Here is a 25,091-nt window from a genome sequence, read left to right on the forward strand (position 1 = left end):
TAAGTAGTGGGGAATTTATTATGACTATTATAAAATCATTAGATGAAGTAATAAATGTTGAAAATACTGTTGTAACTATTGGGAATTTTGATGGTATTCATAAAGGCCATATAAAGCTTATTAAAGAAGCTGTAAAAGAAGCAAAAACAAAGAATTATAAAAGTGTAGTATTTACATTTGAAAATCATCCTATGAGGTATTTTAGAGCTGATTCTATAAAGCATATTATTACAAATGAAGAGAAAGTTAAGATATTTGAAGATCTAGGTGTGGACATAGTTTTTATGATTCCATTTGATGAATATATGACGAAAATATCTGCAACTGATTTTGTAAAAACTATTTTGCATGAAAAACTAAAATGTAAAATGGTTATAGTTGGGCACGATTTTACTTTTGCTAGAAATAAAGAAGGTAATGCAGGTTTGCTTGAAAGCCTTGGAGAAAACTATAATATGAAGGTTAAAGTAATAGAGCCGATAAAAATAAAAGGCATAAGAGTCAGTAGTAGTTACATAAGAAACCTTATAAATGATGGTAATGTAAGTGAAATTAAAGATTTTTTAGGTAGAAATTATTTTTTAGAAGGCGAAGTTATACATGCCAGAAAAATTGGAAGAACAATTGGATTTCCAACTGCTAACCTGAAGGCTGAAGATAAGTTGATTATACCTAAAAATGGAATATATGCAGTTAAAGTATATATTAAAAATAAGGTTTACTATGGAGCTACGAACATAGGATATAATCCTACTGTAAATGGAAAAGCATTATCCATAGAAACGAATATAATTGACTTTGATGAAGAGATATATGGTGAAATAATAAGAGTTGAATTTTTGTATAGAATACGAGATGAAAAAAAGTTTAACTCTTTAGATGAATTGAAATCGCAATTGAGAAAAGACGTAAATTTTGTATACAAAAAGTATGTTTACAAATAGACATGCTTTATGGTAAAATAAGATTCGTGAACCGTTACTCGGCATTTGAATACTCCAATCAATGCTTAGTAATTGGGGATTTAATAAAACAATGGAGGTATTCACAAATGAACAAAACTGAAATAATAAAAGAATTCGGAAGATTTGAAGGAGATACTGGTTCTCCAGAAGTACAAATAGCTTTATTAACAGCTAGAATAAATGAATTAAACGGTCATTTAAAGACTCATAAAAAAGATCACCACTCAAGAAGAGGTCTTTTAAAGATGGTTGGTAAGAGAAGAAACTTATTAGCTTACTTAAAAGAGAAAGACTTAGAAGGATACAGAGCTTTAATAGCTAAATTAGGATTAAGAAAATAATTAGATTTTTTAGATAAAGAAAGAAGGTTAAAGCCTTCTTTTTTTGTTTAGATACTTTAATGAAGTTAAGTTTCAAATATAGACAAAAAAATTACAAATTGTCTAAAATTAGTTTAAAATATATAAAGGAATAGTATAATTTATATAGAAATTTTTCTTTTAGGAGGGGATTTGCTATGAAAACAAAATTAATATGCGATAGTTTATGTGATATTCCTATGGAGTTAGCAGAAAAACATGAAATAGAAATAATTCCATTAACTATAATTATAGAAGACAATGAATTTAAAGACGGTATAGATATGACAAATGAAGAGTTTTATAATACTATGAGAAAAATACATACCGTTCCAAAAACATCTCAAGCGACATATATGCAATTTAAAGAGGTATTTGATAAATATAAGGATGAATACTCAATAATTTGTATAAATGGATCATCGAAATCTTCTGGAACGTATCAAAGTGCTATGATGGCTAAAAATGATACAGAAGGAGAAATACACATATTTGACACATTAAATCTATCCCTAGGAAGCGGGCAGTTTGTTATAAAAGCTTGTGAGCTTATAGAGCAAAATATGGATGCTAAGAGCATAATAAATGAGTTAGAGGCATTAAGAGAAAGTGTAAATTTATTCTTTGTGCCAGATAGCTTAGAATACCTAAAAAGAAGCGGAAGGGTTTCTGTAACTACAGCTGCAATAGGTAACATGTTAAGTCTTAAGCCTGTATTTTCAATGAAAGATGGAAATATAGCATTAGTTACAAAGGTAAGAGGTAAAAAACATGTAGTACATACACTAATAGACTTGTTAAAATCTCAATATGATAATTTTGAAGATAAAAATGTAATGATTGGGTGCGGAGCTAATGTAGGAGACTTTGAAGTGCTGCAAAAAGAAGTAGAAGAAAGTCTGAAAGTTAAAAAACTTTACTTTACTAGAGGTGGAGCTTGTATCTGCTCACATACAGGACCTGATATAATTGCTATTAGTTGTTCAAATTAAATGTATTAAAATTTACATAATAAGCAAATAATAAATAAAAACAAATATTTGCTAATTACGTTTTGTATCTCTAAATTATATCGATGAAAGCTAGTAATTTACTTTTATGTTGTTAAATTATAGTATTTTTGATAAGATAGTACATAGGATACTAAACGCGGTTTTTAATAAAGAGGAGGTACAAGCATTAATGTTTGAACATAAAGTTTTTAAAATGGATTTTGCAGGAAGAGAGCTTTCTGTTGAAATAGGAAAAATTGCCGAACTAGCTAGTGGAAGTGCCATACTTCAATATGGTGAGACTATGGTTATGGTTAATACTTCAAAGTCAGCACAACCAAGAGATGGAATAGATTTCTTCCCTTTAAGTGTTGATTATGAAGAAAAATTATATTCAGTAGGAAAAATACCTGGAGGATTCTTAAAAAGAGAAGGAAAACCTTCAGAAAAGGCTATACTTACATCAAGACTTATAGATAGACCTATAAGACCTTTATTCCCAAAAGGATTTAGAAATGATGTACAAGTAGTAGCAACAGTTTTATCAGTTGATCAAGATTGTACACCTGATATAGTAGCGATGATAGGTTCATCTATAGCATTATCTATATCTGATATACCATTTAATGGACCTACAGGATCTGTATCAGTAGGATTAGTAGATGGTGCATTTGTTATAAATCCAACTGCTGAGCAAAGAGAAAAAAGTTCTCTACACCTTGTAGTGTCAGGAACAAAAGATGCTATAATGATGGTTGAAGCAGGTGCAGAGGAAATACCAGATGAATTAATGTTAGAAGCTATATTATTTGCTCATAAAGAAATTAAAAAAGTTGTTGAGTTTATAGAAACTATAGTTGCTCAAGTCGGAAAAGAAAAAATAGAAGTTACTCTTTTTGAAATAAATGCAGACGTAGAAAAAGCTGTTCGTGAGTTTGCTACAGATAAAATGAAAGAAGCGGTTAAAACTGTAGAAAAGCTTGAAAGAATGGAAAAAATGGATGCAGTAAAAGAAGCTACTTTTGAAAACTTTGAAGATATAGTAGAAGAATTTGGTCAAGATATAGAAGAAACATTACATGCTATAATAAAAGAGCAAGTAAGAAAGCTTATAGTGCATGAAAATGTAAGACCAGATAATAGAAAACCAGATGAAATAAGACCTATATGGTGTGATAATGGATTTATACCAAGAGCTCATGGATCTGGATTATTTACAAGAGGACAAACTCAAGTAATGTCTATAGCAACTTTAGGAGCTTTAGGTGATGTTCAAATACTTGATGGACTTGATGAAGAAGAAAGTAAAAGATATATGCATCATTATAACTTCCCAGCATACAGTGTTGGAGAATCTAGACCTTCAAGAGGACCAGGTAGAAGAGAAATAGGACATGGAGCATTAGCTGAAAGAGCATTACTTCCTGTTATACCTTCTAAAGAAGATTTCCCATATGCAATAAGAGTTGTTTCTGAAGTTTTAAGTTCTAATGGATCAACATCTCAAGGTAGTGTATGTGGATCAACATTATCTCTTTTAGATGCAGGTGTTCCATTAAAAGATATGGTAGCAGGTATAGCTATGGGACTTATAAAACATGATGATAAAGTTGCGGTACTTTCAGACATACAAGGTATGGAAGACCACTTAGGAGACATGGACTTTAAAGTTGCAGGTACTGAGCACGGTATAACTGCTATACAAATGGATATAAAAATAGCTGGTATAGATGAAGAAGTTTTAAGAACTGCTTTAAAGCAAGCTAAAGTAGGTAGAATTCATATATTAAATGAAATGAGAAAAACTATAGCTGAGCCTAAACCAGAGCTTTCTAAATATGCACCTAAGATAGTAACAATGAACATAAATCCAGATAAGATAAGAGACGTTATAGGACCTGGTGGAAAGATAATAACTAAGATTATAGATGAAACTGGAGTTAAAATAGATATAGAACAAACAGGAGAAGTATTTATAAGTGGAATAGATGCTGAAATGATAGCTAAAGCTCAACAACTTATAAATGATATAGTTGCAGAAGCTGAATTAGGTGAAACTTACACAGGTAAAGTAACAAGAATAATGAATTTCGGAGCATTTGTTGAAGTACTTCCAGGAAAAGAAGGATTACTTCATATATCTCATATAGCTCATGAAAGAGTAAATAAGGTTGAGGATGTTTTAAACATAGGTGATGAAGTAACAGTTAAGGTAACTGAAATCGATGAAAAAGGTAGAGTTAACTTATCTAGAAAAGCACTTTTACCAAAACCAGAGAAAAAAGAAGTTAAAGAAGTAAAAGAAAATAAAGAAAATAAAGAAAAATAAATTATAGTCTGTTTAGACTATATATAAATAAAAAAAGGAGACATATCTAAGTATTAGATATGTCTCCTTTTTTTATTTACACCTCACAAAAGAAGCGAAGATTAAAAGTTATATATTGACGAAACACTTACAAGCAAAGCTTGTCATGTGAAGGAAACATATAGCTTTTAATCGAGCGCCCCCACAATAAGCATTTTTTGCAATAATAAAAGCAATTTAAGTTATAGGGAAGTTTGAATATATAATATATAATAAAAATGCATAAAAGGTAAACTGTCCTAATACAATTTAATGAATAAATAAATTGTACATATTGGGAGGGACTTTTATGATAATGATGGTTCTTAATAAAAAAAAGCTAAAAAAAATTTTCATAATAGTATTAGTTATAATATTAGCAATTATAGGTGTTGCATTTATGACAAAAGATAAAGCTAAGCCTACGTTTAACATGTTTTATAGAGCTGGTGAGCCATATTACAGTGGAACAAAAGAAAAAAGTGGATACGTTGCAATAAGTTGCAACGTAGACCTCGGTTGGGAAACTGAATACTTAGAAAAAATTTTAAAGGTATTAGATGAAAAAAAGGCTAAAATAACTTTTGCTGTAACAGGTAGGTGGGCAGAAGAAAACCCTGAACTTTTATTAGAAATTCAAAAAAAGGGACATGAAATTGCAAATCACGGATACAAACATCTAGATTATGGAACTTTAGACTATGATAAAAACTACGAACAAATAAAGACATCAAAAGAAATAATTGAAAATATAACAAAAACAGAAACTAAGTTTTTTCAAGCTCCAGGAGGATCATTTAATAAAGAAACAGTAAAAGCGTGTAATGATTTAGGTTATATACCTTATAAATGGGATATAGACACAATAGATTGGAAAAATAGACAAGAACCTGATGTTATTATACAAAGAGTTAAATCTAAAGATATGAAAGATTCTAGCATAATACTTATGCATCCTACATATGCAAGTGCAGAAGGAATTGATGATATAATAAAAATCATAGAAGAAAAGGAATTAAAGCCAGGTAAACTTAGTGATGTATTTAATTTATAAAATTATTTTGATATTGAATAATTGACTTTACTAACTTATAATTTAAAAGACATTGATTAAGATAAAAAGCTTATATGATTATCATAAATATTTTAATGCACAAAAAATTGGAGGATGAGTATGTATAAAACACACATATTGAGTAATGGACTAACAATAATAGGGGAAGAAATACCTTATCTAAAATCTATAACATTAGGTGTTTGGGTAAATGCAGGGTCTAGAATAGAAAATGAAGAGATAGGTGGTATATCACATTTTATAGAACATATGCTTTTTAAAGGTACTAAAAATAGAACTTCTAAGGAAATCGCAAGCACTATAGATAACTTAGGAGGTCAAATAAATGCTTTTACGAGCAAGGAATGTACTTGTTATTATGTAAAATTATTAGACGAACATATAGATATTGGAATCGATATATTAAGTGATATGTTTTTAAATCCTTTGTTTGATGAAAAGGATATAGATAAGGAAAGACAGGTTATAATAGAAGAATTAAAAATGTATGAAGATTCTCCTGAGGACTTAGTATACGATCTTCTTATGGAAGGAATATACAAAACTGACGCCTTAGGTATGAATATAATTGGGACGGAAGAATCGTTATATAATATGAATAGAAATACTATAAAAGATTATTTTAATAAGTATTATGTAGCAAGTAATTCCGTAATATCTATAAGTGGAAACTTTAAATTTGAAGAAATGGTAAAGTTAATAGAATCAAAGTTTAAAGATTTACCGATGGGAAATGTAGATATCGAAATAACTGAACCTGAATTTCATCCGTGTTTTATAGCTAGAAACAAAGATATAGAACAAGTTAACTTAGCAATAAGCTTAAAAGCTATTCCGTTAGAGTGTAGAGAAGATGCTTATGCATTATCTATAATAAATAATATTTTAGGAGGAAGCATAAGCTCAAGGTTATTTCAAAATATAAGGGAAAACAAAGGACTAGTATATTCAATATACTCTGCGCCTAGCCTTTATAGGAAAAGCGGAGAACTTGGAATTTATGCTAGTATGAGTAACGAAAATCTAAAAAAAGTATATAATTTAGTATTAGAAGAAATTGACAACCTAAGACAGAATCATCTTACAGATAAAGAGATAAAAGAAAGTAAGGAACAGTTAAAAGGAAGTTATATTCTTGGATTAGAGAGTACTAGCAGCAGAATGATGTCAATTGGTAAAGCAATGGTATTAACAAAAAAGGTGAAAAATCCTAATGATATTATAGAAAGTATAAATAATATTGACAAGGCTAGAATAGACTTAATTATAGACAAGGTATTTAATAGAGAAAATATTGGAGTCTGTATTGTAGGAAGAGATGTAGAAGATATAACTTTAGACTAACTAGACTAGACATATAATCAAGGTTATCTATATTGGATACATATTAGTTTATATGGGGGGATACTTATGAATTTATCTGAAGTAGCAGGTAAAGAGATTGTAAACTTAGTTACAGGAGAAAGATTAGGAGTTGTTGGAGAGTGCGACCTTATAATTGAAGACACTACAGGAAAAATACTAGCTTTATTAATCCCTAGAGAAAGAGGATTTTTAGGATTTAGAAAAGATAAATCGGTACTAGAAGTACCATGGAGAAATGTAAAAAAAATTGGTAATGACATGATTATAATAGAATACGAAGGCGTGTACTAGGAGGATAATATGACGATAGTAGTTCAAAAATTTGGTGGGACATCTGTGGAATCTTATGAAAAAATGCAACAAGTTTGCAATATAATAAAAAACTACAAAGAAAAAGGATTAGATTTAGTTGTAGTAGTTTCTGCTATGGGAAGAAAAGGAGCTCCATATGCAACTGATACATTGATAAATCTGTGTAAAAATGTAAATGAAAATTCTTCTAAAAGAGAATTAGATTTAATAATGTCTTGTGGAGAGATAATATCAGGAACTATACTTACTAATATGTTAAAAGGTAATGGGATAGATGCAGTATTTTTAACTGGTAGTCAAGCTGGTATATATACAGATGGGAAATTTTCTGATTCAAGAATATTGGATATAAAACCAGAAAGAATATATAAAGAATTAGATGAAGGTAAAGTTGTTATAGTAGCTGGGTTCCAAGGAACTACAGAAAGTGGAGAAGTAACAACTCTTGGTAGAGGCGGAAGCGATACATCTGCTGTGGCTATAGGTAAAGCATTAGAATGTGAAACTGTTGAAATTTATACAGACGTTGACGGAATAATGACAGCAGATCCTAGAGTAGAGCCAGAAGCTAAAGTTTTAGATTATATAAATTATGAAGAAGTTTTTCAAATGGCAGATAAAGGTGCAAAGGTAATTCATCCAAGAGCTGTTGAAATTGCAAAAAGTGGATCTATAGCTTTAAATATAAAAAACACTTTAAATCCATCTCATCCAGGTACTAGAATAAGCGGGATGAGTCCTAAGTTTGAAGTTAACAAAGAAGCAAAATCTTTACACACTATGACTGCAGTAGCACATAAAAATGGAATTACTCAAATAAAAGTTAAATCTAAAGAAGATATATTTACAGATATAATGAATGAAATTGAATCAAATGAAATTAGTTTAGACATGATAAACTTCTTTGTTGAAGAGAAAGCTTTTGTAATAGAACATGAAAAGTTAAATATATTAAAAGGTATACTTAATAATCATGATCTTGAGTACACTGTTAAAGAAAATTGTGCAAAAGTAACTCTTATAGGTACAAAAATGACAGGTATTCCTGGGGTTATGGCAAAGATTGTAAGAGCTTTATCTAAAGCTAAAATTAACTTATTACAAACATCGGATTCAAACATGACTATATCTTGTTTAGTTGAAGAAAAAGATATGAAATCAGCTGTTCATGCTATACATGATGAATTTAAATTAAATTAATAATATCCTCCGTATTTGGTTAACTTATATGTAAAGTTAAACAAATAAGGAGGATTTTTTATGTCTAATAAAAAAGCAAAAAATAAACAGCCAAATACTAAATTAGAATTTGCAGAGGAATTAAATTTACCAGCTAACTCTAGACCTAGAAAAAGTGGGTCAGTAGCTCAAAATACATCAAGACCTATAAGTAAACATCCAAAAGAAAAGTAGATAAAAATAAGTCTTAGAAGGAGGCTACATATGAATCTTTTCAATGATGAAAAAAATAGAAAAATACAGCTAAAGTCAGAAGAAGATGATGATACAGAAGAAAGTGAAGATATCCAAAATATAAAACAAATGGGTGTTCCTAATATGCCTAGCCAAAATATAAAGGATATACAATGTATAACTATAATTGGTGAAATTGAAGGTCACTTTGCAGGCAACCCACAAAAAAAATCTACAAAATATGAGCATATAATACCTATGTTATTTGAAATAGAGGAAAATCAAAATATAAAAGGGGTTTTAGTAATTCTAAACACTGTTGGAGGAGATGTCGAAGCTGGGCTTGCTATGGCAGAACTTATGAACAGTGTATCTAAAAAAGTAGTAACATTAGTATTAGGAGGTAGTCATAGTATAGGAGTTCCACTTGCAACTGCAGGTGATTATTCATTTATAGCGCCAACTGCAACTATGATTGTTCACCCTATAAGAACAAATGGGCTTGTTATTGGGGTTAATGAAACATTTGAATACTTTAAAAAAATGCAAGAGCGTATAACTAGATTTATAATTAGAACTTCAGATATAGAAAAAGAAGAATTAGAAAAGCTTATGCACTCAAAAGAGGAATTAGTAAGTGATGTAGGTAGTGTTTTAATAGGTAAAGAGGCAGTTGATTGTGGTCTTATTGATGAAGTCGGTGGATTAAAAGAGGCAATGGCTAAATTAAGAGAATTAATTAATGAAGACAATAATGATAGTAACAACAATGTAATTAAATAAAATTTGTTTAAATAACATAAAATATGATATAATTAAAAGATATAAAAGTGTTAGTGTTTAAATACATTAGCACTTTTTGCTATGATTTTGGAATGTATTAATTCTTGTATAAATTTATTTTTAAGAGGTGAGATTGGTGGCTAAGAAAAAATCTAAAAAGAAAAAGAAGATAGAATCAAGTTTTTCGGCTGAGTACAATAACCTTATAACTATATTTATCGGTATATTTTTATTATATAGTTTAAACTCTAGTTCAATGGGGTTATTAGGTACGATTATTCAAAATATATTTAAAGGGTTATTTGGAGGATTAGCAGTAGCAATTCCGTTTATAATCATTATTAGTGGTATCTTAGGATTTTTCGAGAAGAATGAATATATATACAGAATTAAAAATGCTAAAATATACTATTTAGGTGTATTTTTTATATTCATATTCTACGGACTTTTAAATGCGAAAAATTTACCTATAGATAGTCCGACTAATTCGTATGTAATTAAAGAAGTAAGTAAAGCTGCGGTTCAAGGTGAAGGATGTGGGCTTATAGCTACATTTATCACATATTATGTTACAAAGATTTTAGGTGTAACAGGAGCATGGCTAATAAGTATATTTGCATTGTTAATAACAGGTCTATTTACTTTTAATATATCTTTAAAAGACTTAATTTATACTATAAAAGCAAAAGCTAAAAACAGTAAAGATAGTAATCTTACTTTTAAAGAAAAAGCTAAAGGTTTAAAAAATGCCATGGTTAATATGGTAACTGAAGAAGTTGATGAAAATACTATGGTAACAAAGAATGACTTAAAAAATAAGTCAAATAAATCTAAGGATAAAGAAAAAAGTATTGAAGAATATGACAATGATAAAACAATAAAAATTGTTGGATTTAATAAAGCTGAAGATGATTACTTAGAAATATTAGAAGGTACTCAAAGTATGCCTGAATTAGAAGTTTTAAAAGAACTACAAAAGGCTAAACCTACACAAAAAACAGAGGTTACAAGTGTAAAAGAAAATAATATAGAAAGCACACAGCCTATTGGAATTCAAACAAACTCTAAATATGAAAATTATACAAAACCTAGTATTGAACTATTAAATAAAATAGATTCAAAGACTGATGACAAGAGCAAGAAAAAAGTTTTAAAAAATGCTTCATTATTAGAAAAAACTCTATCTGACTTTGGTGTTGAAGCAAAAGTAAATCAAGTTACTGTTGGACCTACTATAACTAGATATGAAATTCAACCAAGTCCAGGTGTTAAAGTTAGTAAAATTGTTAACTTAACGGATGATATAGCCCTTAGCCTAGCGGCAAAAAGTATAAGAATAGAAGCTCCTATACCAGGTAAAAGTGCTATTGGTATAGAGGTTCCAAATGAAGAAGCTCAAATAGTAACTTTAAGAGAAGTTCTTGAAAGTGAAGAGTTTAATAATTTCAAATCACCATTAGCTATGGGACTTGGAAAAGATATAGCTGGTAAACCTATAATAGCTGATATTGGTAAAATGCCTCATTTACTTATCGCAGGATCTACAGGTTCTGGTAAGAGTGTGTGTGTAAATACCTTAATTAATAGTATTTTATACAAAGCAAACCCAGATGAAGTTAAATTTTTACTGATAGATCCAAAAGTTGTTGAACTTGCAAATTACAATGGAATACCACATTTATTAATACCAGTTGTAACTGATCCTAAAAAAGCTGCTAATGCTTTAAACTGGGCAGTTACTGAAATGAATAGAAGATACAAATTATTTGCAGAGGCAAGTGTAAAAGACATAACAAGTTACAATGAAAAAAGTGAAGAAAAACTTCCTAAGATAGTAATAATAATAGATGAGCTTGCAGACCTTATGATGGTTAGTGCTAGTGATGTTGAAGATTATATATGTAGATTAGCTCAGATGGCAAGAGCTGCAGGAATGCATTTAATAGTTGCTACACAAAGACCTTCGGTAGATGTTATAACTGGGGTTATAAAAGCTAATATTCCATCTAGAATTGCGTTTGCGGTTTCATCTCAAACGGACTCTAGAACTATACTTGATATGGGTGGAGCAGAAAAACTTCTAGGAAAAGGAGATATGTTATTCTATCCTTTAGGAGCAGCTAAACCAGTTAGATTACAAGGTGCGTTTATATCAGAATCAGAATCAGAAAGAGTAATAGATTATGTAAAGAGTCAAGTTAATGAAGAAGTTAAATATGAAGAATGCATAGTAGATAGTATAGCTAAGATATCTAAAGAGCAAAATAGCGATGCTGATGAACTTTTAGGAGATGCAATAGAATTTGTAGTTGAAAGTGGGCAAGCTTCAGCTTCTATGCTTCAAAGAAAATTTAAAATTGGATTTAATAGAGCGGCAAGACTTATAGATTCTATGGAAGAAAGATCTATAGTTGGTCAAAGTGAAGGAAGTAAACCTAGAAAGGTTTTAGTAAGTAAACAAGACTTAGAAAATTTAGAGGGTGAATAAATTTGAAGACAATAGACATAAAGAGTGCGTTAGATCTACCAAATACTATATTTATAGATGTTAGAACGCAAGCGGAATTTGAAGAAGACCACATACGTGATGCTTTTCATATGCCACTGTTTAACGACGATGAGCATAAAGACATAGGAACTATATATAAAATGCAAGGAAAACAAGAAGCTGTACAAAAAGGATTTGACTATGTAAAAGACAAGTTAAAGCATATGTACATGGAAGTTTTAAGCTTAGCCAATGAATATGAAAATATAGTTATATACTGTGCAAGAGGCGGCATGAGAAGTGGAAGTTTAACAAACATGATTTCAACACTAGGTGTAAATGTATATCAATTACAAGGTGGATATAAATCATATAGAAACTTTGTATTAGATTACTTTAAAACAGTTATGGATACAAAAGAATTTATAGTTCTTCATGGGTTAACTGGTGTTGGAAAAACAGATGCATTACTTATGTTAGAAGAAAATGGGATAGATATTATAGACTTAGAAGGTTTAGCTAAAAATAGTGGATCTACATTTGGATTTATAATGTTTAACGAAAAACCGCCTACACAAAAGAATTTTGAAACTAATATTTTTGAAAAACTATATTTTTCAAAAAGTAACTATATATTTATAGAAAGTGAAAGTAAAAGAGTCGGACATGTTAACGTACCTCATGAAATATATTCAGGTATAGTAAGGGACGGATACCATATATTATTAGAATGTAGTGTAAAGTCTAGAGTAGATAGATTATGTAGAGACTACATATATACAGAGAATAAGAACTTTGAAGCATTAATACAATGTATAAATAAATTTAGAAAAAGACTAGGAAATCAAAAAGTTGATTACTATATTGAATTATTTAATGAAGGTAAATACGATCAAGTTGTAGAACATTATTTAGTAGATTATTACGATGCGCTGTATGGGCATTCAGTTCAAAAATATGAGTACAATAGAGTTCTTAATTGTGATAACATGAAAGAAGCAGTTTTAGAGTTAATAGATTTTCATAAGGCAGCGAAGGAAGGAGCAAATTAAATGTTAAAAATAGCATTAGAGTCATTAGGATGTTCTAAAAATTTAGTAGATGCAGAAATAATGATGGGGATTTTAAATAGAAAAGGATATAAATTAGTAGGTGAGTTTGAGGAAGCTGATATAATTTTAGTAAATACTTGTGGATTTATAGAATCAGCAAAACAAGAATCTATAGATACTATATTAGACTTAGCTCAATTAAAAGAAAACGGAAATTTAAAGTTACTTATAGTTACAGGATGTTTAGCTCAAAGATATGCTAAGGAATTACAAGCAGAAATTCCAGAAATAGATGCTATAGTTGGAACAGGAAGTTACCAACAAATAGATGAAATAATAGCAAATCTTGAAAAGGAAAATAACATAGTAAGTTTAAATGATATTGAATTTGCTTACAATGAAGATCTTCCAAGATACGTTACAACTCCAGAATATATGGCATATTTAAAAATAGGTGAAGGTTGTGACAATCACTGTACTTACTGTATAATACCAAAATTAAGAGGTAGATATAGAAGTAGAAAAATGGAAGATATAATAAAAGAAGCTAAAGATCTTGCTTCTAAAGGAGTAAAAGAATTAGTAGTTATAGCTCAAGACACTACAAAGTATGGTTTAGATTTATATGGAGAAGTTAAACTTCCACAATTATTAGAAGAACTTGCACAAATAGATGGAATAAAATGGATAAGAATAATGTACTCATATCCAGAATCAATAACTGAAGAGCTTGTAAAAGTAATTAAAAAATATGATAACATATGTAATTATTTTGATATGCCTATACAACATGCAAGTAATAAAGTTTTAAAATTAATGAACAGACATACAACTAAAGAAGATATTAAATCAAAAGTTGAAATGATAAGAAAATATATACCTGATGCTACACTAAGAACAACTATAATAGTTGGATTCCCTGGAGAAACTGATGAAGATTTTAATGAATTAGTTGAATTTGCAAAAGATATGAAGTTTGATAGACTAGGAGCTTTTGCATACTCTAGAGAAGAAGATACTCCAGCTGATAAACTTCCTAATCATTTAGATGAAGATGTAAAATTACAAAGAAGAGATCAACTTATGTTAATTCAACAAGAAATATCACAAAATCTAAATGCACAAAAAATTGATAATGAGTATGAAGTTTTAATTGAAGAGCAAATTGAAGATAAGGTATATATAGGTAGAACTCAAGGAGATGCAGAAGAAATAGACAGTATAGTTTATGTTAAGTCTGAAAATCAACTTGAAATAGGATCATTTGTAAAAGTAAAAATAAATAATGCCTTAGAGTATGATTTGATGGGAGATGTAGTTAATGAACTTGCCTAATAAATTAACTTTATTTAGGATATTTTTAATACCAGTTTTTATAATAGTAATGATGTTAAATTTACCAAGTAAATTTTTAATAGCTTGTATGATATTTATAGTAGCATCTGTAACTGATGCTATGGATGGTCATATAGCTAGAAAATACAATTTAGTAACTGACTTTGGTAAATTTATGGATCCTCTTGCTGATAAGCTGCTTGTAATATCAGCTCTTACAACAATGATAGAGTATGATTTAGTGGCTGCTTGGATGGTTATTATAATTGTTGCTAGAGAACTTACAGTTAGTATATTAAGAGCAATTGCAGCTGCAGACGGAAAAGTAATAGCTGCAAGTTCTGGAGGGAAATTAAAAACTATTTCACAAATGGTAGCTATAGTAATTCTTTTACTAGGTGCGCATACAGGTAATCCTGTATTTTTAAACATAGGTAAATTTACTATATTAATAGCTACATTACTTACTCTTTACTCAGGATGGGAGTATGTTTATAAAAATAAAAATTTATTTATGGAAAGTAAATAATAATATAAAAAATGGATAACTAATAGTTATCCATTTTTTTGTGCTTAATAAGTTTTTAAACCAAATTTGAAAGGTAAGATTAATTTTGGAAATAAAAGATAATTTAAACTTATGGAAAAATATGTATAAATTGATATAATTAAAGTTAATACTAATAAGGTATTATTTAATTGACTTTAAGTCATAAAAAATATATAATAAATATAGAACAAGTGTTTGATGAATGTTTTACTTTAAGTAAAATTTTAATAAATGATTTTAGAAGGGAAGGTAACATAAATGGCAGGAATACAAGATGAAAAATTAAAAGCGCTGAACTCAGCGTTATCTCAAATAGAAAAAGATTTTGGTAAAGGATCTGTAATGAAACTTGGAGAAGCTAAGGGTATGGCTATAGATGTTATACCAACAGGTTCTATTGGACTTGATATAGCTATAGGCATAGGAGGTCTTCCAAAGGGTAGAATAGTTGAAATATATGGGCCAGAATCTTCTGGTAAGACAACAGTTACTTTACATGCAGTAGCAGAAGCTCAAAAACAAGGTGGAATAGCAGCATTTATAGATGCTGAACATGCATTAGATCCAGTATATGCAAAAGCATTAGGTGTAGATGTTGATAACTTAATAGTTTCACAACCAGATACAGGAGAACAAGCGTTGGAAATAGCAGAAGCACTTATAAGAAGTGGTGCTATAGATATAATAGTAGTTGACTCAGTAGCAGCTTTAGTTCCAAAAGCTGAAATAGAAGGGGACATGGGAGATTCTCATATTGGTCTTCAAGCAAGACTTATGTCGCAAGCTTTAAGAAAGCTAACAGGATCTATAAAAAAATCTAATTGTGTAGCAATATTTATAAACCAGTTAAGAGAGAAAGTTGGAGTTATGTTTGGTAGTCCAGAAACTACAACAGGTGGTCGTGCTCTTAAATTCTACTCTTCAGTAAGACTAGATGTTAGAAAAATAGACACTATAAAACAAGGCGATAAAGTTATGGGAAGTAGAACAAGAGTAAAAGTTGTTAAAAACAAGGTTGCACCTCCATTTAAACAATGTGAATTTGATATAATGTATGGAGAAGGTATATCAAAGGTTGGGGATCTATTAGATATAGCTGCAGATTTAGACATAATTAAAAAATCAGGAGCTTGGTATAGTTATAATGAGACTAGATTAGGGCAAGGTAGAGAAAATGTTAAAAAATTCTTAGAAGACAATAAGGATTTGACAGAAGAAGTAGAAGGTTTAGTAAGAAAATATTACAAATTAGATGAAAATAGAGATAGCGCAGAGAAAAATGAAGATTCAGTAGAAAATATTGGAGAATAATCGCTTGTATACCTCCTATTAACTTGACACCAGATTGAAAAAATTATAAAATTAAATAAGAATAAAATATTCTTATTTAGTTTATAAAAATAGATGTTATAAATACTGTAGTTGACGGTTTATTTAACAAAGGAGGTGGATGTCATAGAGGCAATAATAGGCGCTTTATTGGGAATATTTGTGGGTATTATAGTTGGTTATTTTGTAAGAAAAAACATATCTGAAGCTAAAATTGGTCAAGCTGAAAAGATGGCCGATGATATAATAGATAAGGCAAAAAAAGATGCAGAAACTTTACAAAAAGAAAAACTATTAGAAGCAAAAGAAGAGATCCATAAGTGGAGAAATGAAGCAGAGAAAGAGAACAAAGAAAGAAGAATTGAAGTTCAAAAGTTTGAAAGAAGAATAATTCAAAAGGAAGAGGTTTTAGATAAAAAACTTCAAGCTCTAGAGAATAAAGAAACAGTTCTTAGTGATAAAATTAAAAAAATTGAGAAAAAAGAAGAAAACGTTGAAGCGATTAAAGTTCAACAATTAGAAAAATTAGAAAGCATATCTGGAATAACTTCTGATCAAGCAAAAGAAATTATATTAACGAATGCTGAAAGAGAAGTAAGAAGAGAGATGTCTATAATGATTAAAGAAATAGAATCTCAAGCTAAAGATGAAGCAGATAAGAAGTCTAGAGAAATAATAGGATATGCTATACAAAAATGCGCAGCCGATCATGTGGCAGAAACTACTGTAACAGTGGTTAACCTTCCTAATGATGAAATGAAGGGAAGAATTATAGGTAGAGAAGGTAGAAATATTAGAACATTAGAAACGCTTACTGGAATAGATTTAATAATAGATGATACTCCAGAAGCAGTAATATTATCTGGATTTGATCCTATAAGAAGAGAAGTTGCGAGAATTGCACTTGAAAAGCTTATCGCAGATGGAAGAATACATCCTGCAAGAATTGAAGAAATGGTTGAGAAAGCTAGAAAAGAAGTTGATAATATAATAAAAGAGTTTGGAGAACAAGCTACTTTTGAAACAGGGGTTCATGGATTACATCCAGAATTAGTAAGACTTCTAGGTAGACTTAACTATAGAACAAGTTATGGACAAAATGTTTTAAGACATTCTATAGAAGTAGCTCACATAGCGGGTATAATGGCTGCAGAAATAGGAGCAGACGTAAAACTAGCTAAGAGAGCTGGATTACTTCATGATATAGGTAAGGCAGTTGACCATGAAATGGAAGGAACTCATGTTGAGATAGGTATGGACTTACTTAGAAGATACAAAGAATCTAAAGATGTTATACATGCTATGAGTACTCATCATGGAGATTATGAGCCACAAACTATAGAAGCTGTATTAGTTACAGCTGCAGATGCTATATCAGCTGCAAGACCTGGTGCTAGACGTGAAACACTAGAAGCATACATTAAACGTTTAGAGAAATTAGAAGAAATAGCTAATTCATATGAGGGCGTAGATAAATCGTTTGCAATACAAGCTGGTAGAGAAATCAGAATAATGGTTAAACCAGAAAATGTAAATGATGAAGATATACATTTATTAGCAAGAGATATGACTAAGAGAATAGAGGATGAATTAGAGTATCCTGGACAAATCAAAGTTAGCATAATAAGAGAAACAAGAGCAATAGAATACGCTAAATAAGAAAATAATTTAAGCGAATATATCAAATGATATATTCGCTTTTTTGATTTTTTGAATTAAATAAAAAGAATAATTTATTTTAAATAAGATTAAAATATTAATATTAAAATTTATAAACATAAATAGGAGATATAATTATGAGACGTCCGAAGTTATTAATCAGTAAATGTTTAGGATTTGAAAATTGTAGATACAATGGACAAGGCGCAAGTAGTAAATTTATTGACTCTTTAAAAGATTATGTTGAATTTTGTACAGTATGTCCTGAAGTTGAAATAGGACTTTCTACCCCAAGAGAAGCCATAAGAATTGTTGACTATAATAATGAGAAAAAACTTATTCAACCGAAAACAAATAAAGATTACACTAATCAGATGAAAAATTTTTCTCAAAATTACATTTCTAAATTGGATGATATTGATGGATGTATATTAAAAAGCAAATCACCTTCATGCGGTGTAAGAGATGTTAAAGTTTATCATAAAAGTGGGCAATCAACTTTAACTAATGAGAGCAATGGGTTTTTCGCAGATGAAATATTGAATTCACATGGTTACTTACCTATAGAAAATGAAGGTAGACTTAAAAACTATTCAATAAGAGATGAATTTTTAACTAAATTATTTATGATAAATAACTTTAAAAATGAAAAAAATGATATGAAAAAATTTCATCAAAATAATGAATTACTACTAAAAAATTATGATGTTAAAATTTTTAGTCATTTAAACAATATGTGTAAAAATGAAGAATATGAAAATTACCAAAAAACATTATTTCAACTTTTAAATAAAAATAGAAATACCAAAAAAAATATTCAAACTATTTTAGATATATACAATAAATATGAAAAATACTTATCTTTAAAAGAAAAAGAAGTATTTGTTGATAATATAGTTAAGTATAGCAAAGGCAAAATACCACTTAGTACGGCTTTAAATAATGTAAAAATATATGCAGCTAGATTTGAAGACGAAAAAATTTTAAGTCAAACTATATTTAATCCATATCCAGAGAGCTTAATAAATTTAATTGATTCTGGGAAAGGAAGAAGTTTATAAATCTATATAATAAAAAATTATAAAATGATAATAATAATAAAGAAAAAATGAAAGGAGAAATGATATGTTAAATACTCTTGCTAAAAATCAATATGTAAAAATATCAAATTGCAACAAAAATGAAGATGTTGAATATGGAGTTGTTGTAAATAAAAATGAAGATAATTACGATATAATGAGTATTGGATTTGAAAATAAAAATGGAAATTTCTTAGAATATCCTCCTAATGTGGATAAATTAGTTCAAAGTTACAGTATAAGTGATGCTGATTTTGAAGAGGTAAAGAAAAATGAAATAAGAAGAAAAATGAATATATGGTTAGAAAGCCACTACAAATCATAAAAAATAGGTACTTTAAATAGTACCTATTTTTTACGATTTAGTAAATTTTTATAAAAAAAGAGTAATAAGGATGTTTCATGTAAATAATAAATGGAAATAATATATTAAATATATCAAATATAGCAAAAAACTATTTAAAATGATATAATTATATAAAATGAGGGGGATGAGAAATTGAGCCAGTACATAAATATAAATTCCGAGCTAGATGCATTAAAGATAAAAGCGTTTGAAAAGGTTTTTTATCAAAGTATGAAAGAGGAAGCTAATGTAGTGCCAAAGGTGACTCCTTTTAAAGGAATAAACACAGATCTTCTATATATAAAAGATAAGAGAGTTTTGTTTATAAAATTTATGGATACAACAGAAGATTTATTTATGCTCTTAGAAGATGAATTGTTAGAGGTAATGGAAGAAGAATATGATCTTTTAAGAAAGCAAATGAGCAAAATAGGTAATGATATTGAATATAACTACATATTTATAATGCCCCACGTATCTATATATGATAATGGAGATAATGACTTTGTAGAAAATAATATAATAGATAAAGAGAAGTTATACAAAATAATGAACTATGAGATTAGTATAGATGAATATTTAGGAAATCCAAATGATGAAATTTTACTTAACTTATTTATGTTACAAATTTGTCCTGAATATTATGTGATAAATAATAATCTTAACTTAAATAAAAATTTAAAGAAAATATCTTTTTCAAATGAAGATTATAGTTATACGGCTACTATGCTAGAAAGAAATCAAATTGAAAAAGTTGCCTCAGTTAAATATGGAGACACCTTATATAAAGGAGCATCTGGATGTGGAAAGACTACAATATTATTAGCAAGAGCTATCAAATTAGCTAGAATATATCCACACCATAAATTCGTAATATTTACTTATACAAAGCAGCTTAGAAATGAGCTGAAAGAAAGATTAGATATTTTATATAAAGATAACAACAATATAGAAATACATACATTTACTTCTTTCTTATTTAAATTAGCAAAAGCATACAACTTGGTGTTTGATTATAATATGCTAAAAAATACTCCGGATAAGGTATATAAAAATCTTGTTTTACAAGCTAAAAATACTATAAAAAATAAAAGTATGTTCAAAGGAATATTTATAGATGAAATTGAATGCTTCGAGCCAGAGCAGATTGACTTTATAAGAAGTTTCTTATATAAGTCTAAGTATATATTTAATGCATTTGAGTGCAAAGGATTAAATATATTTAGTAATTTAAGTATATTTAAAAACTCTTGGGATAATATACAGTTCAATGATGTAATAGAATTAAATGATAACTATAGGCAAAGTGATAATTTAGTTGAATTTGTAAACAATTTTGATAAAAATTCAAATGATTATATAAAGAGCATAAGACCTAATGTTACAAATGATATGTATTATTTATCAAACTACATTAGAAAGAGTAATAAGGCTGTAGATATAATAAAAGTTTCTGATATAGAAGAACAAATAAGTTCTGTAATATGGGAAATTGAATACTTAACTACACAAAAGGGACTTAGTTATTCTGATATAGCAATTGTATATCCATTTAATAAGAAAAAATTAAAAAATGGGAAAACTATATATTTCCAATATATGTTAAAAAAAGACTTGGAAGAAAATGAAATACCATATATATATGGGGATGATGAATTAACTAATGTAGCAAAAAAAGCGGGAGTTACAATAGCGAATATATATACTATAAAAAACTTAGAATATAAAGCTGTTATATTTTGTGAATTAGAAATGTTATATAACCATAGTATTAATGATATAAGTCAAGACTATCAAGTTAATGACTTTGTAGGAGATTTAAATAAAGTATATCTTGCTATAAATAGAGCTACAGATTACTTAAGTATTATAACTACTTTTAATGAAGGTGCAAGTGACATAATAAGGTTATTGGTAGAGTCAAAAAAATAAAAGAAGCACATAGTGCTTCTTTTATTTATATTAAAAATGTAAAGTATGCAAATACTATTATACCAAGTACTATTCTATAATAACCAAACACCTTGAAGTCATGTTTCTTGATATAATCCATTAAGAATTTAATAGCAAATACAGAAACTATAAATGCTGTTACAAATCCTGCACCTAATACTAACCACTCAAATCCAGAGAAGGCAGCACCAGTTTTTACAAGTTTAAGTGCACTTGCACCAAACATTGTAGGTATTGCTAAGAAGAATGAAAACTCAGCAGCTACATATCTAGATGTACCTAATAATGCAGCACCTATAATTGTTGATCCAGATCTTGAAGTACCTGGGATTAAAGCTAAACATTGGAATAGTCCTATTCCTAAAGCTAATTTATATGTAAGCTGTGAAAAATCATTAACCTTAGGTTTTTTATTTCTGTTCTCAATTAATATCATTATAACCCCATAAACTATAAGAGTTATTGAAACTGTTGTAGGGTTGAAAAATAATGAGTCTATAGCATCATCAAATAAAACACCTAGTATTCCAGATGGAATTACTGCTATAATAACCTTAATCCATAAGTTAATAGTATCCTTTTTCTCTTTTTCTGTTTTAGAAGAATCTAAAGGATTTAATTTTTTAAAATATAGTGTTAATACAGCAAGTATAGAACCTAATTGGATTACAACCATAAATGTGCTTACAAACACCTGTGATAAATCAAATTTAACGAATTGTTCAACTAATATAAGATGACCTGTACTACTTACAGGCAGCCACTCAGTTATACCTTGAACTATACCAAGTATAATGGCTTTAAAAATTTCTAACAATTTTAACTACCTCCTAATTTAAACTAATTTTACCATACGTTAAAGTATACCAATATTAATAAATATATTCAATATTTTAAAAAGGTATTTAAAAATAAGTTAGAAATTTAATAATTATAAAAAGACAGGGGGACTACGCATGGAAGAAAATGTAATTTTAAATGAATATGAGTATGAAATCTTTAAAGGATTTTCAAAAAAGCATAATCCAGCAACTAAGCATGACTACTTAAGCAAAGTTATATTATTTAAAGAATATGTAAATAATAAAGACTTAGTAAGTGTAACTAAAGAAGATTGTAGTGGATTTATAGAATTTGTAAAAGATAACTATGCAAAATCTACATCTGAAAAAATATATAGTTACTTACATAGTTTTTATAATTATATGAAAAATGAAGAGTACATAGAAATTAACCCATTTAAGCTAGTTAAAAAACCAAAAGTAAGTAGAATAAAAACTAAGGATGACGTGCTTAGTATTCAAGAAATAAACCAGATTATAGATACGTTGCCTAGATTAAATATGAGAGATAGATTGATAATGGTATTTCTTATAACGACTGGCTGTTTACTAAATGAATTAGTAAATTTAAAGTGGAAAGACTTGATGGTTGATGAAAATAACAATGCATACGTAAGGTTAGGCAAAGGCAGAAAGGAAAGAGTTGTAAAACTACATCCACATTGCTTTTCTAAAATAGAAGAATATAGAATATACCAAGGATTGCCATCGTGTATAATGCCAACAGAAGATTTTGTGTTTACGAGCCAACAAAGAAATTCTATAACAGATAGAAATGTAAGAATAATTGTGAAAAAAGCCTTAGATATGGCAGGACTTAGCAATTATTCAGCAAAAGATTTTAGGCATTCATTTGCAGCTATAAGTTTAAGACTTGGTGCTGGAGAGGAAGAAGTAAAAAATCAACTCGGTTGGAGTGATAAGTACTACGCAATAAGATATAAATATGTACTTAACTTTGTAGATAGTGAAAGTATCGATTATATTATATCAAGCGATAAAATGAACATAAATAAAAAATAACTTGTTATTGTTCGTTTAATTATATATAATTAAAATTATAATAATATAAAGACATAAGGAAGGTGCTAAATAGAATGGAAAATAAATATAGTACATATGCAAATCCATTAATAGATAGATATTGCAGTAAAGATATGAGTTATATATTTTCTCCACAATGCAAATTTTCTACATGGAGAAAACTTTGGGTTGCATTAGCTGAATCAGAAAAAGAGTTAGGGCTTAATATAACAGATGAACAAATAAATGAATTAAAAGCTAATATAAATAATATAAATTTCGATGAAGCTAGAAAAATAGAAAAAGAAGTAAGACATGATGTTATGAGTCATGTAAAAGCTTATGGATTACAATGTGATAGTGCTAAAGGGATAATACATTTAGGCGCAACTAGTGCATATGTTGGAGACAACACTGATGTAATTCAAATGAATGAAGCATTAAAACTTATAAGAATAAAATTAGTAAACTTAATAAACAATTTAAAAGAGTTTGCTTTAGAGAATAAAGATATACCAACTTTAGGATTTACTCATTTCCAAGCAGCTCAACTTACAACAGTAGGAAAAAGAGCATGTCTTTGGGCTCAAGATTTAGTAATAGATTTAGAGGATTTAAACTTTAGAATAGAAAATATGAAGCTTAGAGGTGTAAAAGGAACAACTGGAACACAAGCTAGTTTCTTAAGTCTATTTGAAGGTGATGATGAAAAAGTAAAAGAATTAGACAAACTTGTATGTGAGAAGATGGGTTATAAAGCATCATATGCAGTAAGTGGACAAACATATACTAGAAAGTTAGACTATCAAGTTATATCTATTTTATCAGGGATTGCTCAAAGCATGCATAAGATGACTAATGATATTAGGCTTTTACAAAGCTTAAAAGAGTTAGAAGAGCCATTTGAAAAAAATCAAATTGGATCATCTGCAATGGCATATAAAAGAAATCCTATGAGAAGTGAAAGAATAGCTTCATTATCTAAATTTGTTATAGGGGAATCTTTAAGTCCTGCATTAGTACAAGCTACTCAATGGTTAGAAAGAAGCTTAGATGACTCTGCAAACAAAAGATTAGCTATACCTCAAGCTTTTATGGCAGTAGATGCTATACTTGAAATAGGTATAAATGTAACTAATGGTCTTGTTGTTTATGAAAACATAATAAACAAACATATAAATGAAGAGTTACCTTTTATGGCTACAGAGACTATTCTTATGGAAGCTGTAAAAAGAGGTGGAGATAGACAAGAGTTACATGAAGTTATAAGAGAATATTCAATGAAAGCTGCAAAGAGAGTAAAACAAGAAGGAAAAGATAATAACTTATTAGAGTTAATTCTTATAGATTGTGATACATTTAAGATGTCAAAAGAAGAAATTCTATCAATAATGGATCCTAAAAACTTTGTAGGAAGAGCTCCAAAACAAGTTGTTGAGTTTGTTGAGGATGTAATAAATCCTGTTATAAGTGAATATAAAGATTCTATAGGAATGAAAATAGATTTAAATGTATAAAAAATAGAGGTTTTTAACCTCTATTTTTTATACGTTTTAAAATTAAATTTTAAAATTTGAACATATAAATTATAAAGGAAAAAATTGATACATTTATATGTAAATATTTAAAAATATAGAGGAAATAATAAATAATATTAAAAAGAAAAAACAGGTATTTATATAAGGTAAAATGTAGTTTTTTGTTAAATTAAGTTAATAAAATCTGAAAATTCAATTAAACTTAAAAAGTATTGGAAAGTTTGTAGAATTATGATATTATATGTAAAGCGGAAAAGGTTAAACATTTAAATAGATAGAAATCTAA

Annotated in this window: 22 protein-coding genes; 21 read left to right on the top strand and 1 reads right to left on the bottom strand. The window is 28.5% G+C overall.

The window, feature by feature from the left end:
- The first annotated feature begins 20 nt into the window (after positions 1–20).
- The 19 genes from ACRDDE_RS00860 to ACRDDE_RS00950 all read left to right on the top strand — a co-directional run bounded on the left by ACRDDE_RS00860 (position 21) and on the right by ACRDDE_RS00950 (position 21,381).
- On the top strand, positions 21–944 hold the full coding sequence (locus ACRDDE_RS00860; RefSeq protein ID WP_438624884.1) for a bifunctional riboflavin kinase/FAD synthetase: 924 nt from the start codon (positions 21–23) through the stop codon (positions 942–944).
- Positions 945–1,051: 107 nt separating this feature from the next.
- Positions 1,052–1,306, top strand: a complete 255-nt coding sequence (gene rpsO, locus ACRDDE_RS00865; RefSeq protein WP_021432243.1) for a 30S ribosomal protein S15 — start codon at positions 1,052–1,054, stop codon at positions 1,304–1,306.
- Between the two features lie 176 nt (positions 1,307–1,482).
- Positions 1,483–2,316 (top strand): DegV family protein, encoded by an 834-nt coding sequence (locus tag ACRDDE_RS00870; RefSeq protein WP_438624887.1) that lies wholly within the window; start codon positions 1,483–1,485, stop codon positions 2,314–2,316.
- 190 nt (positions 2,317–2,506) lie between these two features.
- Positions 2,507–4,645 carry a polyribonucleotide nucleotidyltransferase gene (locus ACRDDE_RS00875; protein ID WP_438624889.1) on the top strand — a complete coding sequence of 713 codons (2,139 nt, stop codon included), beginning with the start codon at positions 2,507–2,509 and terminating at the stop codon, positions 4,643–4,645.
- Between the two features lie 328 nt (positions 4,646–4,973).
- Positions 4,974–5,717, top strand: a complete 744-nt coding sequence (locus ACRDDE_RS00880; RefSeq protein WP_438624891.1) for a polysaccharide deacetylase family protein — start codon at positions 4,974–4,976, stop codon at positions 5,715–5,717.
- 120 nt (positions 5,718–5,837) lie between these two features.
- A complete protein-coding gene (locus ACRDDE_RS00885) occupies positions 5,838–7,082 on the top strand; it encodes a M16 family metallopeptidase (protein ID WP_438624893.1) in 1,245 nt (414 codons plus the stop codon).
- A 66-nt stretch (positions 7,083–7,148) separates the two neighbouring features.
- Entirely contained in the window at positions 7,149–7,394 is a 246-nt protein-coding gene (locus ACRDDE_RS00890; protein ID WP_021428747.1) for a YlmC/YmxH family sporulation protein, read from the top strand.
- Positions 7,395–7,403: 9 nt separating this feature from the next.
- Positions 7,404–8,615: an aspartate kinase gene (gene dapG, locus ACRDDE_RS00895; RefSeq protein WP_035114130.1), complete on the top strand. Its 1,212-nt coding sequence runs from the start codon at positions 7,404–7,406 to the stop codon at positions 8,613–8,615.
- Between the two features lie 60 nt (positions 8,616–8,675).
- Positions 8,676–8,828: a hypothetical protein gene (locus ACRDDE_RS00900; protein ID WP_438624895.1), complete on the top strand. Its 153-nt coding sequence runs from the start codon at positions 8,676–8,678 to the stop codon at positions 8,826–8,828.
- Between the two features lie 30 nt (positions 8,829–8,858).
- On the top strand, positions 8,859–9,611 hold the full coding sequence (locus tag ACRDDE_RS00905; RefSeq protein WP_438624897.1) for a ClpP family protease: 753 nt from the start codon (positions 8,859–8,861) through the stop codon (positions 9,609–9,611).
- Between the two features lie 136 nt (positions 9,612–9,747).
- Entirely contained in the window at positions 9,748–12,099 is a 2,352-nt protein-coding gene (locus tag ACRDDE_RS00910) for a DNA translocase FtsK (protein ID WP_438624899.1), read from the top strand.
- Positions 12,100–12,101: 2 nt separating this feature from the next.
- Entirely contained in the window at positions 12,102–13,151 is a 1,050-nt protein-coding gene (mnmH, locus tag ACRDDE_RS00915; protein ID WP_438624901.1) for a tRNA 2-selenouridine(34) synthase MnmH, read from the top strand.
- Positions 13,152–14,486 carry a 30S ribosomal protein S12 methylthiotransferase RimO gene (rimO, locus tag ACRDDE_RS00920; RefSeq protein WP_438624902.1) on the top strand — a complete coding sequence of 445 codons (1,335 nt, stop codon included), beginning with the start codon at positions 13,152–13,154 and terminating at the stop codon, positions 14,484–14,486. It begins immediately after the preceding gene.
- On the top strand, positions 14,473–15,015 hold the full coding sequence (pgsA, locus tag ACRDDE_RS00925; protein WP_021428714.1) for a CDP-diacylglycerol--glycerol-3-phosphate 3-phosphatidyltransferase: 543 nt from the start codon (positions 14,473–14,475) through the stop codon (positions 15,013–15,015). Before rimO ends, pgsA begins: the two co-directional genes overlap by 14 nt.
- 279 nt (positions 15,016–15,294) lie before the next feature.
- Positions 15,295–16,347 carry a recombinase RecA gene (recA, locus tag ACRDDE_RS00930; RefSeq protein ID WP_419742730.1) on the top strand — a complete coding sequence of 351 codons (1,053 nt, stop codon included), beginning with the start codon at positions 15,295–15,297 and terminating at the stop codon, positions 16,345–16,347.
- Positions 16,348–16,482: 135 nt separating this feature from the next.
- A complete protein-coding gene (gene rny / locus ACRDDE_RS00935) occupies positions 16,483–18,024 on the top strand; it encodes a ribonuclease Y (RefSeq protein WP_438624904.1) in 1,542 nt (513 codons plus the stop codon).
- A 137-nt stretch (positions 18,025–18,161) separates the two neighbouring features.
- Entirely contained in the window at positions 18,162–19,085 is a 924-nt protein-coding gene (locus ACRDDE_RS00940) for a DUF523 and DUF1722 domain-containing protein (protein WP_438624906.1), read from the top strand.
- Between the two features lie 64 nt (positions 19,086–19,149).
- The gene (locus ACRDDE_RS00945; RefSeq protein ID WP_021432255.1) at positions 19,150–19,428 is read left to right on the top strand and encodes a hypothetical protein; all 279 of its coding nucleotides are present in this window, start codon (positions 19,150–19,152) and stop codon (positions 19,426–19,428) included.
- Positions 19,429–19,602: 174 nt separating this feature from the next.
- Positions 19,603–21,381 carry a UvrD-helicase domain-containing protein gene (locus ACRDDE_RS00950; RefSeq protein WP_438624908.1) on the top strand — a complete coding sequence of 593 codons (1,779 nt, stop codon included), beginning with the start codon at positions 19,603–19,605 and terminating at the stop codon, positions 21,379–21,381.
- A gap of 25 nt (positions 21,382–21,406) precedes the next feature.
- On the opposite strand, the gene ACRDDE_RS00955 is transcribed toward ACRDDE_RS00950, so the two are convergent.
- Positions 21,407–22,219: an undecaprenyl-diphosphate phosphatase gene (locus tag ACRDDE_RS00955; protein WP_035114107.1), complete on the bottom strand. Its 813-nt coding sequence runs from the start codon at positions 22,217–22,219 to the stop codon at positions 21,407–21,409.
- Positions 22,220–22,358: 139 nt separating this feature from the next.
- Between ACRDDE_RS00955 and ACRDDE_RS00960 the strand changes: the two genes are divergently transcribed.
- Together ACRDDE_RS00960 and purB are read left to right on the top strand one after the other, a co-directional pair.
- On the top strand, positions 22,359–23,267 hold the full coding sequence (locus ACRDDE_RS00960) for a tyrosine-type recombinase/integrase (RefSeq protein WP_438624910.1): 909 nt from the start codon (positions 22,359–22,361) through the stop codon (positions 23,265–23,267).
- A 74-nt stretch (positions 23,268–23,341) separates the two neighbouring features.
- Positions 23,342–24,784: an adenylosuccinate lyase gene (gene purB, locus ACRDDE_RS00965; protein WP_438624912.1), complete on the top strand. Its 1,443-nt coding sequence runs from the start codon at positions 23,342–23,344 to the stop codon at positions 24,782–24,784.
- Positions 24,785–25,091: the final 307 nt, after the last annotated feature.

This window comes from Paraclostridium sp., assembly GCF_051656405.1.
GTDB lineage: Bacteria > Bacillota > Clostridia > Peptostreptococcales > Peptostreptococcaceae > Paraclostridium.

Bases quoted from the DNA above. Each gene is read 5' to 3' on its own strand.
- ACRDDE_RS00860 (WP_438624884.1), top strand. From the start codon at position 21: ATGACTATTATAAAATCATTAGATGAAGTAATAAATGTTGAAAATACT.
- rpsO (WP_021432243.1), top strand. From the start codon at position 1,052: ATGAACAAAACTGAAATAATAAAAGAATTCGGAAGATTTGAAGGAGAT.
- ACRDDE_RS00870 (WP_438624887.1), top strand. From the start codon at position 1,483: ATGAAAACAAAATTAATATGCGATAGTTTATGTGATATTCCTATGGAG.
- ACRDDE_RS00875 (WP_438624889.1), top strand. From the start codon at position 2,507: ATGTTTGAACATAAAGTTTTTAAAATGGATTTTGCAGGAAGAGAGCTT.
- ACRDDE_RS00880 (WP_438624891.1), top strand. From the start codon at position 4,974: ATGATAATGATGGTTCTTAATAAAAAAAAGCTAAAAAAAATTTTCATA.
- ACRDDE_RS00885 (WP_438624893.1), top strand. From the start codon at position 5,838: ATGTATAAAACACACATATTGAGTAATGGACTAACAATAATAGGGGAA.
- ACRDDE_RS00890 (WP_021428747.1), top strand. From the start codon at position 7,149: ATGAATTTATCTGAAGTAGCAGGTAAAGAGATTGTAAACTTAGTTACA.
- dapG (WP_035114130.1), top strand. From the start codon at position 7,404: ATGACGATAGTAGTTCAAAAATTTGGTGGGACATCTGTGGAATCTTAT.
- ACRDDE_RS00900 (WP_438624895.1), top strand. From the start codon at position 8,676: ATGTCTAATAAAAAAGCAAAAAATAAACAGCCAAATACTAAATTAGAA.
- ACRDDE_RS00905 (WP_438624897.1), top strand. From the start codon at position 8,859: ATGAATCTTTTCAATGATGAAAAAAATAGAAAAATACAGCTAAAGTCA.
- rimO (WP_438624902.1), top strand. From the start codon at position 13,152: ATGTTAAAAATAGCATTAGAGTCATTAGGATGTTCTAAAAATTTAGTA.
- pgsA (WP_021428714.1), top strand. From the start codon at position 14,473: ATGAACTTGCCTAATAAATTAACTTTATTTAGGATATTTTTAATACCA.
- recA (WP_419742730.1), top strand. From the start codon at position 15,295: ATGGCAGGAATACAAGATGAAAAATTAAAAGCGCTGAACTCAGCGTTA.
- ACRDDE_RS00940 (WP_438624906.1), top strand. From the start codon at position 18,162: ATGAGACGTCCGAAGTTATTAATCAGTAAATGTTTAGGATTTGAAAAT.
- ACRDDE_RS00945 (WP_021432255.1), top strand. From the start codon at position 19,150: ATGTTAAATACTCTTGCTAAAAATCAATATGTAAAAATATCAAATTGC.
- ACRDDE_RS00960 (WP_438624910.1), top strand. From the start codon at position 22,359: ATGGAAGAAAATGTAATTTTAAATGAATATGAGTATGAAATCTTTAAA.
- purB (WP_438624912.1), top strand. From the start codon at position 23,342: ATGGAAAATAAATATAGTACATATGCAAATCCATTAATAGATAGATAT.